12 protein-coding genes are annotated in these 12756 nt (G+C 41.8%); 2 read left to right on the forward strand and 10 right to left on the reverse strand.

The window, feature by feature from the left end:
- Window positions 1-21 precede the first annotated feature (21 nt).
- The 7 genes from hscA to B3S92_RS01205 all read right to left on the reverse strand — a co-directional run bounded on the left by hscA (window position 22) and on the right by B3S92_RS01205 (window position 6699).
- A complete protein-coding gene (gene hscA, locus B3S92_RS01175) occupies window positions 22-1983 on the reverse strand; it encodes a Fe-S protein assembly chaperone HscA (protein ID WP_296201993.1) in 1962 nt (653 codons plus the stop codon).
- Window positions 1984-2061: 78 nt separating this feature from the next.
- Window positions 2062-2613, reverse strand: coding sequence for a Fe-S protein assembly co-chaperone HscB (gene hscB, locus B3S92_RS01180; protein WP_296201994.1), 552 nt, complete (start codon window positions 2611-2613; stop codon window positions 2062-2064).
- Window positions 2614-2832: 219 nt separating this feature from the next.
- The gene (iscA, locus tag B3S92_RS01185; protein ID WP_007395252.1) at window positions 2833-3153 is read right to left on the reverse strand and encodes an iron-sulfur cluster assembly protein IscA; all 321 of its coding nucleotides are present in this window, start codon (window positions 3151-3153) and stop codon (window positions 2833-2835) included.
- A 114-nt stretch (window positions 3154-3267) separates the two neighbouring features.
- A complete protein-coding gene (iscU, locus tag B3S92_RS01190; protein WP_077451126.1) occupies window positions 3268-3669 on the reverse strand; it encodes a Fe-S cluster assembly scaffold IscU in 402 nt (133 codons plus the stop codon).
- A 101-nt stretch (window positions 3670-3770) separates the two neighbouring features.
- A complete protein-coding gene (locus tag B3S92_RS01195) occupies window positions 3771-4997 on the reverse strand; it encodes an IscS subfamily cysteine desulfurase (protein WP_296201996.1) in 1227 nt (408 codons plus the stop codon).
- On the reverse strand, window positions 4994-5521 hold the full coding sequence (locus B3S92_RS01200) for an Rrf2 family transcriptional regulator (protein WP_077451124.1): 528 nt from the start codon (window positions 5519-5521) through the stop codon (window positions 4994-4996). The genes B3S92_RS01195 and B3S92_RS01200 overlap by 4 nt, the downstream gene beginning before the upstream one ends.
- 542 nt (window positions 5522-6063) lie before the next feature.
- Window positions 6064-6699, reverse strand: a complete 636-nt coding sequence (locus B3S92_RS01205) for a hypothetical protein (protein ID WP_296201997.1) — start codon at window positions 6697-6699, stop codon at window positions 6064-6066.
- A gap of 527 nt (window positions 6700-7226) precedes the next feature.
- On the opposite strand from B3S92_RS01205, the gene B3S92_RS01210 reads away from it, so the two are divergent.
- Complete coding sequence (locus tag B3S92_RS01210) at window positions 7227-7499, forward strand: HU family DNA-binding protein (RefSeq protein ID WP_296201998.1); 273 nt, start codon at window positions 7227-7229, stop codon at window positions 7497-7499.
- A gap of 142 nt (window positions 7500-7641) precedes the next feature.
- Window positions 7642-9516: a SurA N-terminal domain-containing protein gene (locus B3S92_RS01215; RefSeq protein WP_296202000.1), complete on the forward strand. Its 1875-nt coding sequence runs from the start codon at window positions 7642-7644 to the stop codon at window positions 9514-9516.
- Between the two features lie 138 nt (window positions 9517-9654).
- On the opposite strand, the gene purH is transcribed toward B3S92_RS01215, so the two are convergent.
- From purH to prmA, 3 genes are all read right to left on the reverse strand, one after another.
- On the reverse strand, window positions 9655-11229 hold the full coding sequence (gene purH / locus B3S92_RS01220; protein ID WP_296202001.1) for a bifunctional phosphoribosylaminoimidazolecarboxamide formyltransferase/IMP cyclohydrolase: 1575 nt from the start codon (window positions 11227-11229) through the stop codon (window positions 9655-9657).
- Window positions 11230-11457: 228 nt separating this feature from the next.
- Window positions 11458-11745 (reverse strand): DNA-binding transcriptional regulator Fis, encoded by a 288-nt coding sequence (gene fis / locus B3S92_RS01225; RefSeq protein WP_077451030.1) that lies wholly within the window; start codon window positions 11743-11745, stop codon window positions 11458-11460.
- An 85-nt stretch (window positions 11746-11830) separates the two neighbouring features.
- Complete coding sequence (gene prmA, locus B3S92_RS01230; RefSeq protein WP_296202003.1) at window positions 11831-12754, reverse strand: 50S ribosomal protein L11 methyltransferase; 924 nt, start codon at window positions 12752-12754, stop codon at window positions 11831-11833.
- Window positions 12755-12756 lie beyond the last annotated feature (2 nt).

Genomic DNA, 12756 nt, shown 5'->3' on the forward strand with positions numbered 1-12756 from the left:
TTAACTCTTTAAGTCAGTGTCTTATTCAGACCAAGTATCGGTACTGGTGCCAGCCAGCGACTGCTGCACACTTTGGTCCATAATACGCGCCGCAAAAGCATCACTTAAGGGCTTTAACTGGGCTTGTTTGTTTTCTACTTCTGCTTTTATGGCTTGCAGCACTGCGGGATCTTCAGAAGTGATATCTTGTTGAAGCGCTTCAGTTAACTTTTGCATCGCTTGTTGTAGATTGCCAGTTTCTTCTTCGCTTAATAACGAGTTGAACTCTTGTAAAGCCGACTGTAAAGCTAATATCTCACGCTCAGCTTCGACCTTAGCTTCAATTAAGCTGCGAGCCAGTTTATCTTGAGCCGCATTTTCAAAGCCTGCACGTAATAACTGCTCTTGCTGCTCATCACTCAAGCCGTAAGAAGGAGTAATCTTAATATCGCTCTTAACCCCAGAGGTAGCCTCAAAAGCACTGACGGACAGTTGGCCATTGGCATCAATGTCAAAGGTGACTTCGATGCGTGCTAAGCCTGCTTTCATAGGAGGAATACCATATAACTCAAAACGACCTAACGAACGGCAGTTTTCAACGGTATCTCGCTCACCTTGCACCACATGAATAATCATGCCAGCTTGGCCATCTTGATAGGTAGTGAAGGTTTGCTTTTTAGCCACTGGAATAGGCGTATTACGAGGGATAACCACCTCTACTAAGCCGCCCATGGTTTCTAGACCTAACGATAGCGGAGTGACATCAAGCAGTAACACATTATTGGATTTATCTTTTTTGATAAGTTGTTCAGCGACCTGCGCAGCACCTAATGCCACCACTTCATCGGGATTCAGATGAGACAGCGGTTTTTTATTAAAGAATTGTTCAACAGCCTCTTGTACCACAGGCATGCGGGTAGAACCACCCACCATGATGACCTCATCAAGCTGCGAGATATCAATATTGGCATCTCGCATTACTTGCTCACACGTTGACAAGGTGCGGCGAGTGATAGGGTCTACAATTTGAACCAAATCTTCTGCGGTTAACACCCCTTGCCACTGAGTGCCGGCAACATCTAAGGTCACAGAGACACTGTCCTCATGGGTCAGTGCTTGCTTATAAGCTTCTGCTTGGCGAGCGATGTGGGTACGCTGCTGAGCGGTTAACTGTTTTGGGTCCAATCCTGCTTGCTTTAGTAGCCAGCCCATGATTTGGCGGTCCATATCATCGCCACCTAAAGCACTGTTGCCACCCGTGGCCAGTACTTCAAAAACACCCTCGGTCATCTTTAATAGTGACACATCAAAGGTACCACCGCCTAAATCATAGATTAGGTAGATATGCTCTTGTTTTTCAGAGTCATTTTTGTCACGGTCCAGACCATAGGCTACCGCTGCTGCTGTCGGCTCATTTAATAGCCTAAGCACATTAAGGCCAGCAAGTTTAGCGGCATCTTTAGTGGCTTGACGTTGAGCCTCATCAAAATAAGCAGGCACGGTAATGACTGCACCAGCAATACTGGCGTTTGGTAGGGCAGACTGTGCGCGTTCTTCAAGGGTCTTTAAAATTTGTGCAGAGACAGCTACTGGAGAGATCTCACCTTGAGCAGTCACAAACGAGGGCATGGCTTCAACATTACTTTCGCTAGATTTTAGCTGATAAGGGTGTGAAAACTTAATATCTTGTACACTGCGGCCCATAAAACGCTTAGCTGAGATGATGGTATTGGCAGGATCTGTTTCAAAATAAGCTAAGGCTTCAGAGCCAACAACCGGTGCTGTTACACCGTCTTTATTGCCATAATAAACTACAGAGGGTAGCAAGGTGTCTTTGCCGGCATTGGCTGTTTCATTACTTAAAGTGGTTTCAAGCAAAGCGGCCTTACCTGAGCGAACCACCGCTACCATAGAGCGAGTGGTGCCCAAATCAATACCTAAAGCATATTTATGCTCATGAGGGTTTGCACTTTGGTTTGGTTCAGCAATTTGTAATAAAGACATAAAACACTCAATCTAAGGCAGAGAATTAAAAATAAAAGAAAAATAGAGGCTTAACTATATATAAAGACGTCTTTCATATCAAAGATACAAGTCATCGTCATCAGTTTGTTGTTGGCTATTATCTATGGCAATGTCCATATCTTTTTTTAGCTTAACCAAAAACTTAAGCTTTTGAGTAGCATCTTTCGCCACCGACCAATCTTGCTCAGCATACGCCGTAACAAAGCGTTGTGACTGACTCTCTATACGCTCGTCCACATTGGTTTTAAGCTTTGATATAGTCGCCAAATCATTAGCTGCTTCAGCATCATCAAGATCCATGCGCATTTCCATAGCATCATCTAAGAAGTCAAGATCAGCTATAGAGTGGTCAGTATTCAGCTCTTGACCGGATAGCTCCAATAAATAATTGGCCCGACTGTCTGGATTGCTCAAGATATCGTAAGCATGATTGATGACAGCAGAGTTTTGCTGTAATGACGCACTCTCATTACCAGTTAACTTATCAGGGTGATACTGACTTTGAAGTTGACGCAACCGTTCATTAAGCTTTGTGGGTTCTATTTCAAAAGTAATAGGTAGCTCGAATAGAGCGAAGAAATTGGCAAAAGTAGGTGCGTTATCTGACATAGGCTTTGAGTGCTATTGGTTGATGGTAGTTTGGTGGAAGCTAAAACTTAAAGCTGACGCACTAGGTCGTCAGCTGGGTCTAAATCCTAAAATCATCACTAAAGTAAGCTATTTTTATTTGAGCTATAAGCACAGCTATAACTATAGTGGCTTATCATTTAATAAGGAATCGGGTAGGGGTAAGTAGTATTGAACTGAGCTGATTAAACAGCCAAGCAACTAAACAGTAAAGGACTCACCACATCCACATTCGCCTTTTTGATTAGGGTTAGTGAACTTGAAGCCTTCATTAAGACCTTCAGTCACATAATCCATCAATAGGCCGTCTAAATAAACCATACTCTTAGGGTCAACGAAGATGTTTACCCCGTGGCTTTCAAATTTTTCGTCTACTGAATCTGGTTCATCGACGAATTCTAACACGTAGGCCAGTCCCGAACATCCAGCAGTACGAATACCGACACGAATGCCCTCACCATGACCTCGGTTATTTAAATAATCTGTAACGTGTTTTGCAGCACGTTCGGTCAGTTCTATCATTAAGACTATCCTAATGTTAAAAAATAAATTTACATCGCTTGGGCTTAATAAGGTGGCCTTACTAAGCCCATTAGCATTAAAAACGCACTAATCGCTTATCAGTTAAACTAACAATTAAGCGTCAGTTTCAGTTGCTGTGCCTGTCTTAGCACGGTAATCATTGATAGCTGCCTTAATCGCATCTTCAGCCAATACTGAACAGTGAACTTTCACTGGAGGTAACGCTAGTTCTTCAGCAATGTGCTTGTTTTTGATCTCAGAAGCTTGGTCTAGTGTCTTGCCTTTTAGCCACTCAGTTACTAGTGAGCTTGAAGCAATAGCTGAACCACAGCCGTAAGTTTTAAAGCGAGCATCTTCAATAATACCGTCATCGCCAACTTGGATTTGTAGACGCATAACGTCACCACAAGCTGGAGCACCAACCATACCGGTACCAACGTTTTTGGCATCTTTGTCTAAATTACCAACGTTGCGTGGGTTTTCATAATGGTCAATTACTTGATTACTATAAGCCATGGTGTTTCTCCTGGGTTTTAACCTAGATAAATGGGGACAATAAAAATTTATTGTCTAATTTTTTAATAATAATTAGCGTCAATTAAGCCGCAGTTTTTAGTTTAGTGTTCCGCCCACTCTACAGAGTCAAGGTCCACGCCATCTTTGTACATATCCCATAGTGGAGATAGGTCTCTTAATTTATCTACAGCTTCATGGATCTGAGTTAGGATCACATCAATGTCTTCTTCGGTTGTATAACGACCAAAGCTGAAGCGGATAGAGCTGTGCGCTAGTTCGTCTGGGCGACCAATAGCACGTAGCACGTATGAAGGCTCAAGAGTAGCAGAGGTACAAGCTGAACCTGAAGAGACAGCCATGTCTTTTAACGACATCATTAGTGATTCGCCTTCAACGAAGTTGAAGCTAATGTTAATGATATTTGGTACGCTGTTTTCAGCATCACCATTTAGATAAATCTCTTCGATGTCCTGCACGCCTTGCCATAACTTATCATGTAATTTTTGGACATGGGCACGGTCTTCTTCTAAACGTTCAGCAGCAACAGCGAACGCTTCACCCATACCAACGATTTGATGAGTGGCTAAAGTACCAGAACGCATACCGCGCTCATGACCACCACCATGCTGTTCAGCACGGATACGAACACGTGGTTTGCGGCGTACGTATAAAGCACCGATACCTTTAGGACCATAAATCTTATGACCTGAGAAGCTCATTAGATCAACTTTTAGCTCTTCAAGGTCAATTTCCACTTTACCAGCAGCTTGAGCCGCATCAACGTGGAAGATAACTCCTGCTTCACGAGTAATTTCACCAATGGCTTTAACATCAGTTATTGTGCCTAATTCGTTATTCACCATCATTAATGAAACTAAAATGGTGTCTTCACGTAAGGCTTCTTTAACTTGCTCTGGTAAGATAAGGCCTGTACTTGGCTGAGGTTCGATGTAAGTAATTTCAAAACCTTCTTGCTCAAGTTGACGGCAAGTATCTAATACCGCTTTGTGCTCAATTTTACTGGTGATGATATGCTTACCACGGCCTTCGTAGAAATGAGCTGCACCTTTAATGGCTAAGTTATCAGACTCAGTAGCACCAGAGGTGAATACAATTTCACGAGGATCGGCATTTACCAAATCAGCAACTTGTTGACGTGCATTTTCTACAGCTTCTTCAGCTTGCCAGCCATAACCATGTGAGCGAGACGCTGGGTTACCGAAGACCCCTTCAAAAGTCATGTATTCAGCCATCTTCTTTGCTACTCTAGCATCAACAGGGGTGGTGGCTGCATAGTCAAGATAGATAGGACGGTTTAAGTTACTCATGCTGGATTAACCTCATTGGCTGGAAATATTATATTTGAATTTGTAGTTGTACTTTTTTCTGTCTTTTCAGTGGCTGCTTGATGAAGTAGCTGTTGACGATGAGAAACGTCTTTAACATTCTCCATTTGCAACAACTGATCTAAAGAAATGTTTTTTAAATATTGTTCGATGTGGGTTGATAAAGCACACCATAAGTCATGGGTAAGACACATTGCGCCACCTTGACAGTTGCCTTGACCGCCACACTGCATGGCATTCACTGATTCATCAACGGCAGTGATAATGGTCATTACATCTATTTCAGCCAGAGGTTTGGCTAAATGATAACCGCCTGAGGCACCACGGGTACTGGTCACCAATCCTGCTTTACGTAACTTAGAAAACAATTGTTCTAAATAAGAAATAGAAATGGATTGGCGCTTGGCAATATCAGATAGGGAGACAGCATTTTTTGAATCACCATCTTGGATAGCCAGGTCAAGTAACGCGGTTACCGCGTATCTACCTCTAGTTGTTAAGCGCATTTAATGTCTCCACGAGTTCATACTTGATTAATTAAGTCCTATTATAGTTAATTCCGAGTAATGCAGTCAAGATTAATTGGTGGCTTAATTGTAATAGAGAGGTTATTGCCATAATACTCGAAATAAACTAGGTTAATTTATTACTAATCACCTAGTTAACTTATTAATTACCAACAGATACCTAACCCTAAATCAGTAAGAGAGTTATGAATTTTAGACGCCGATATTATAGCAAATTATGACTGTAAATTATCGATAGTTTATGGCTTCGCAAAAGTGTGTGGTAGTTGATTTGAGACCATGGGTTCAAGTTTTCAATGCTAACTTGATTATTATTAGCGTTTAATTACCACATCATAGGATTGGAGAATAAAAAAAGCCTTAATAGACGGCTGTGTCCATTAAGGCAATTAAAAAAACATTCATAATATGAGGTTTAGTCTGTTGAGAGGTAATATGCCAAGTTTCTGCTCAGCCTAGTAACTGTCGAATAAAACCAATAACTAACAATGAAAATTAACTAACAATGAAAATACAGTAGGTTAGCTTAACCAGCCAATCACAGCAGCGATAGCAATTAAGGAAGCCACAATAAGGGCAATCATGGTTGTTTTCTGTTTGCTGTGAGCTTCTTTTAAACTAATCTCAAGTTCACGGTTACGCATACTCAAAACATTAAGTTGTTGTTGCTGCTCTTCAATACGGGCTTTATAGTCTGGCTTGTTTTGCTCTTTTGCTTCTTCAGTTGTCTCTTTACCTTTGCCTTTAACCGTTTTGATAATCCCTTGGAAAAGACTGGCAACCCCTAACTGTGATAAAAAGTTACGAACTTCACTGACCGTTTCTGTACCACCACGCATAGTGATCTTGTTGATCTGAGTCACATCATTACTGACCAAAGAGTTGATCAACTGATGGCTATAAGCATTGATGACCACGTCAGGCTCTGTAGTAGACGGAGGAAGCTCGCTGTCTAATAAGATGCCCTTATTGGTGAAGGTAGCATAGAATTGAGTGTGGGGCAGGTAACTGCGCACACAGACCACAGTGTTTTTTTGAGCCAATGGATAGACTGCTTTACGTAGGTTTGCGTCGAATCTTAAAACAAGCGTAATGGCTGACTCTGCAAATACCAGTACAATATTAAGTAGAGAGTTTGAAATTGAATTTTGACTCATACTAAACCTATTTGAATTTTGTTATACGAAGAGATCACTCATCATATTTATTAAAGTTATGGAATTCTGCTGACTAATGCTGATTAAGAGCACAAGCTTTAAATCATTCAGAAATTATAACCTTCATTTATGAAAAATTTGATAAATAATAGCATAAAGTAACGTAGTCGCTATAAGTATGATACGGATTAATAAAATTAACTGCTAAATAAAACAGCGGTGAGAAAAGATTATAAAATATTAGATATCACTTGAAACAACGTGGTTTTAAAGGTATAAAGTCAATGTAAGTGGTGTCTCAAGCCGATTTGAGTAAGCAATTGAACAGTAAAATGTAAATTTACTTGCACATTTCTGAACCCCTTGCTATAACAGCAGGAGAAACCCCACGTTCAGAAAATACTAAAATTGGAAAGGTGCACTTTTTTTGCACTGATGTGTAGTATTTAAGGGCTTGGTTATTGCTTATTTAGTTTTTAAGCGATAGAATTTACCTCCGAACTTAAATCATTTTAAAGGAAGTCTCTATGAATAAATCAGAATTAGTAGATAGCATCGCTGAGAAAAGTGGTCTGAACAAAACTCAAGCTGCTGACGCTCTTAATGCAATGATGGAAAGTATTGGTGAAGCTCTAGAAAATAATGACACTATTTCATTAGTAGGTTTCGGTACTTTCAGCGTTAAAGACCGTAAAGCACGTACTGGCCGTAACCCTAAGACTGGTGCTGAGCTTCAGATTCCAGCAAGCCGTGTACCACACTTTAAAGCAGGTAAAGGCCTTAAAGATCGCTTAAACTAAGCCGACTATGTGCTAAGTTAAGTAAATACCCTGTCTGATTGCAGACAATAACGCACCTTAGGGTGCGTTTTTTTTGTGTCGGACCTTATTTTCACGTATGATATTGCGTTAACCTCTTATTAACCTATGACTGATATGTACTATGGAATCGATACGTAAATTTCTTAAAAGTTGGCCTGGTAGAATTTTCTTAATGCTTTGTTTATCGCCTTTGGTAATCCTAGGGCTTGAGAGCTATTTCACTGGGTCAGCCAATGCAAATGATGTGGCTAAAGTAGGCGATCAAACGATCAGCCGCGCTGAATACCAAGATGCTATTAATAATCGCAGAAATGAACTGCTACAAAATGGGGTAGAAGCCAGTGCGATTAATACCAATGCTTTAAATCGTGAAGTTCTAGACAGCCTAATCAACCGAGCCTTACTTAGAAACCAAGCGGATCAGTTGGGTATGCACGTATCAGATCAGGTTATCAACAACTTGCTGTTACAAGACCCTCAGTTTTTAGACGAAAATGGTCAATTCTCAAACGATCGCTTTGCTTTTTCATTACAGCAGCAAGGCATTACTAAAGACCAGTTATTTGCGCAGTATCGTCAACAGCTAAACCTAATGCAGCTTTATGCCAGTGTGGCACAAACAGCGCTTTACCCAGAAGCTGAGATTAATGACCTATTGGCGCTACAGCTAGAAACTAGAGATGTTTGGGTATATCGCTTGCCTTGGGAGCAATACAAAGACAAAGTGTCTGTGTCAAATAAAGAGATTGAAGACTATTACAATGAGCATAAAAACGAGTTGAACAGTGTGGCTATGGTTGATCTAGCGTACATTCAGCTGGATCCAAGCAAAGTAGCCGTTGCAGAAGTGACTGATGAAGAAATTCAAGCTCAGTATGATGCCTATAAAGCTAACTATGCGGGTGATTACAGCCAAAAGCTCAGTCAAATTTTAGTGACAGGTGACAATGCCCAAAAAACCATACAGCAAATTGAAAGCCGTTTGAAAAAGGGGGAAAGCTTTGAGAAATTGGCTAAGGAGCTTTCCGAAGACCCAGTAAGTGCTGCCAAAGGCGGTGATATCGGTACCTTTAATCCTGAAGTGTTTGGCGCAGATGGTTCAAAAGTTGCCCAAGCCATTGAAGGCTTAAACAAAGGTGAGGTTTCAGCTCCAGTTAAAACTAGCTTTGGTTATCAGCTGTTTAAAGTTACTGAAATGTCTGGCGCGGGTGTGCCAAGTTTAGACAGTGTGCGTGAGGAGCTTGTGGCACAAGCCAAACGTCAAAAACGTGAAGAGCTAATTGCGGATAAGATTACCCGTATTAACGAGATGGCTATTGATGGGGTGAGTATTGAAGATATTGCCCAACAAGAAGAATTAAGTGTACAGAAAATTAAAGATTACACTAAAAAGGACAATAAAACAGCTTTGGCCCAGCCAGCGGTTATTGAAGCGGCCTTTGATGACTACGCTATCCAAGATGAGTCAGTGAGCGCCAGTATTAAAGTTAATAATGGAACATTGTGGGTGCAGCCTACCAACTATCGTCCCGTTAAGCCTTTAACGCTGAAGCAAGCTACCGCGCAAATCAAAAACGTTTTAGTGAAGCAAAAAGCCAGCGCCCAAGCTTTGGCAGCCGCTCAAAATATCAGTAAAACAGTGAATGATAAAGGAATGCAGGCTGCTCAAGCTAAATTCCAGTCCTTAGGGAATGTCAATCGTCAGAGCTCATTGCTAACGGTTGATGAACAAGCTATTGCCTTTAGTAAAGACAGTGCTAATGGTAAGCAAGTAGCTGTATCTGAGAAGACTGAAGAGGGGGCAACGGTTCTGGTATTGGGTCCTATCACTAAGGGTTCTATGAAGGATGTTCCTGCTGCTGAGCTTTCTCAAGCAATGTTTGATATGAGAAGCATCCGTGGCCAAGAGTACTTTAGTGATTATGTTGAGTACTTAAAAGGCGCTACCAAAATCGAGAAGAACGAAAAAGTGATTAATGAGGTAGGGGGAGTATAAGACTCACCTTATCATGGTTGATTTAAACCCTTTAAGTTTTAGCAGACCAAAAAATACCGCCTCAATTGAGGCGGTATTTTTTTCTATCTAAGTAATACAGCAAGTTTTTCACTTATAGAACAGGTAAAACAGGTTCAATTAGTGACGGAAATGGCGCATGCCAGTGAACACCATAGCGATACCATGTTCATTAGCGGCAGCAATGGTTTCATCATCACGGATTGAACCACCTGGCTGAATAATGGCCTTAATGCCCACTTCAGCAGCGTTATCAATGCCGTCTCTGAAGGGGAAGAAGGCATCTGATGCCATTACTGCGCCTTCAGTCTTAAGGTTAGCATGCTCTGCTTTGATAGCTGCGATACGAGCTGAGTTAACACGGCTCATCTGACCAGCACCAACACCGATTGTGCGCTTATCTTTACCATAGACGATAGCATTAGATTTAACATACTTGGCAACAGTCCAAGTAAATAGAAGATCTTCTAACTGCTCAGCAGTAGGCTGTAAGTCGGTCACTACTTGTAAATCATCTGCAGTGATTAAGCCCAAGTCTTGATTCTGAATCAATAAACCGCCCGTCACGCGTTTATAGTCAAATTGAGCAGCACGGTTTTGTGGGTTAGGTAACTCACCACAGGTTAATACGCGGACGTTTTTCTTCGCAGCTGTAATTTCAAGGACGCCTTGCTCTAAGCTTGGAGCAATAATAACTTCAGCAAATTGATTATCAACGATAGCTTTAGCAGTTTGCTTAGTTAGCGGACGGTTGAAAGCAATGATACCACCAAAAGATGACTCAGGGTCGGTGCTAAAGGCAGTTTTATAAGCTTCAGTTTGATCTGCATTGATCGCCACACCACAAGGGTTAGCATGCTTAACGATCACACAAGCAGACTCAGAGAATGATTTTACACACTCTAAAGCAGCATCGGTGTCGGCGATGTTATTGTAAGATAGCTCTTTACCTTGATGCTGTTTGGCAGTAGAGATGCTGCCTTCGCCTGAGCCGTTCTCTTCTACGTAGAAAGCCGCTTGCTGATGTGGGTTTTCGCCATAGCGTAAATCTTGAGCTTTTTTCAATTGCACGTTGAAAGTACGAGCAAAGTTATTTGGCTCTTCAAACGACTGTAAGCGGCTACCTAAGAAGTTAGCAATCATGCCATCGTAATGAGCAGTGTGTTCAAAGGCTTTAACGGCCAAATCAAAACGGGTCTTTTGGGAGAGGCTACCCGCTTCTTTTAGCTCTGTCAAAATAGAATCGTAGTCTGCAGGATTGGTAACGATAGCCACGTGCTCATGGTTTTTAGCAGCAGAACGAACCATTGTTGGCCCACCAATGTCAATGTTTTCAATAGCATCTGCTTTGGTGACATCTGGTTTTGCAACGGTTTGGGCGAATGGATATAAGTTGACCACAACCAAGTCGATAGGGCGAATACCGTGCTCGCTCATGACGGCATCATCTTGACCACGGCGGCCTAAAATGCCCCCATGAATTTTTGGATGCAGGGTTTTCACACGGCCATCCATCATCTCAGCGAAGCCGGTGTAGTCTGCTACTTCAGTCACTGCGATACCATTGTCAGACAATAGGCGATAAGTACCACCTGTTGATAATAAATCATATCCTGCTTCGATTAGGCCTTTGGCAAAGCTTTCGATTTGAGCTTTATCAGAAACAGAAATAAGAGCGTACGGCTTATCAGACATAGTTTTTCCCATAGTGTATACGATAAAAAGGGTGATTAGATTCTGAAATCATCGTGGGTTTTAAGTAATTGTCTTAACCGTGTCAGGCTAAGACCCGAGTATATTAGTGCAAAACTGAAAATATGACAAAACTTTAGCTCACTAGGAGTAAAGTTCGCTAGCCCATTATCTGTTTTGCCCTAACATAAAGCGTTAACTTTTATATAAAAATAAAAGCAAAATAAAAAATTACATCAAACCATACTGCTGCATCTTCTTGCGTAAAGTGCCTCGATTTAATCCCAATATTAGAGCAGTTTTAGACTGATTGCCCTGGGTTTGCTCAAGAACGACTTCCAATAGCGGCTTTTCCACTTCTTGCAGTATGGTCTGGTATAGATTGGTCGCTGTTTCTCCTTCAAGTTCTATAAAATACTGCTCAACCGCTTGTTGCACATGAAAACGAAGTGGCATACGACCTTCGCTACCGTTCGCTAAAGGGCTTGCGTCACTTAAAGAAGAGATTTGGTTATCCATAGCTTTATACTAAATCTAATAGTGAATAAAAGGTGGGTTTAAATTTTAATTTTAAGAGCATTTTTAGTTAACTAGAGCAGTGCGGTTACCCCTTAAAAGTACCTGATAAGCGGTGCCAATGAGAATCGTCATGATTGTCATTTTTCTCATAAGAGTGACGGGTATCTAGATTAAACCAAGGCTGATAGGCGCTGATGACATCTTCTAGCTGCTCAGAGATTAGGCCTGCCAGCACAATGCCGCCTTTAGGTTTGATTAAAGTAGCCAAATAAGGAGCCAGCTCCATTAAAGGCTTGGCTAAGATGTTCGCAGCAATAATATCGGCTTTAGGAATGTCTCCAGCTTCAAAAGCTTTGGCAAAGTCTTCAGGTAAGAACGCCTGTAATTGCTGATCCACATCATTACGCTCAGCATTTTGCTTGGTGGCTAAAACGGCTTGAGGGTCAATATCAACACTATAGACTTGTTTCGCGCCTAGTAGAAGAGCAGCAATGCCTAAGATGCCTGAGCCACAACCATAGTCAATGACGACTTTGTCGGATAGATCTTGGTCAGTTAGCCAGTCTAGGCATAGGCGAGTAGTTGCATGATAGCCGGTACCAAAGGCTAAGCCCGGATCCATCATAATGTTTATCGCCTCTGGATTAGGAGGGGTCATCCACTTAGGAACAATCCATAAGTTATTGGTACATTCAATAGGGGCGTAATGTGACATCCACTCGCGTTCCCAATCCGTATCGGCAAGGGCAGTGGTCCAGACGCGTCGGGCATTAACTTGCACAGCAATGGTCTGTGCTGCCGACTCAATGTCTTGTGCATTATCTGCGGTGAACAGACCCGTTAGGATAACTTCGTCCCACAAAGGAGACTGACCAGGCAATGGCTCAAATAACGGCTGATCTCCAGCATCTTCTAAGCTAATTGAAAGTGCGCCTTCTTCTAATAACAGGCTTTCTGCCAAGTCCACATCTTGCTTTGCACACTGCAGGTGTAATTGCTGCCAATCCATAA

It is taken from the genome of Psychrobacter sp. UBA3962, from assembly GCF_002385225.1.
In the GTDB taxonomy this organism is placed as follows: Bacteria; Pseudomonadota; Gammaproteobacteria; order Pseudomonadales; family Moraxellaceae; genus Psychrobacter.

What these genes read in the sequence shown, in the direction of transcription:
- hscA (WP_296201993.1), bottom strand. Translation starts at nt 1,983, where the DNA reads ATGTCTTTATTACAAATTGCTGAACCAAACCAAAGTGCAAACCCTCAT.
- hscB (WP_296201994.1), bottom strand. Translation starts at nt 2,613, where the DNA reads ATGTCAGATAACGCACCTACTTTTGCCAATTTCTTCGCTCTATTCGAG.
- iscA (WP_007395252.1), bottom strand. Translation starts at nt 3,153, where the DNA reads ATGATAGAACTGACCGAACGTGCTGCAAAACACGTTACAGATTATTTA.
- iscU (WP_077451126.1), bottom strand. Translation starts at nt 3,669, where the DNA reads ATGGCTTATAGTAATCAAGTAATTGACCATTATGAAAACCCACGCAAC.
- B3S92_RS01195 (WP_296201996.1), bottom strand. Translation starts at nt 4,997, where the DNA reads ATGAGTAACTTAAACCGTCCTATCTATCTTGACTATGCAGCCACCACC.
- B3S92_RS01200 (WP_077451124.1), bottom strand. Translation starts at nt 5,521, where the DNA reads ATGCGCTTAACAACTAGAGGTAGATACGCGGTAACCGCGTTACTTGAC.
- B3S92_RS01205 (WP_296201997.1), bottom strand. Translation starts at nt 6,699, where the DNA reads ATGAGTCAAAATTCAATTTCAAACTCTCTACTTAATATTGTACTGGTA.
- B3S92_RS01210 (WP_296201998.1), top strand. Translation starts at nt 7,227, where the DNA reads ATGAATAAATCAGAATTAGTAGATAGCATCGCTGAGAAAAGTGGTCTG.
- B3S92_RS01215 (WP_296202000.1), top strand. Translation starts at nt 7,642, where the DNA reads ATGGAATCGATACGTAAATTTCTTAAAAGTTGGCCTGGTAGAATTTTC.
- purH (WP_296202001.1), bottom strand. Translation starts at nt 11,229, where the DNA reads ATGTCTGATAAGCCGTACGCTCTTATTTCTGTTTCTGATAAAGCTCAA.
- fis (WP_077451030.1), bottom strand. Translation starts at nt 11,745, where the DNA reads ATGGATAACCAAATCTCTTCTTTAAGTGACGCAAGCCCTTTAGCGAAC.
- prmA (WP_296202003.1), bottom strand. Translation starts at nt 12,754, where the DNA reads ATGGATTGGCAGCAATTACACCTGCAGTGTGCAAAGCAAGATGTGGAC.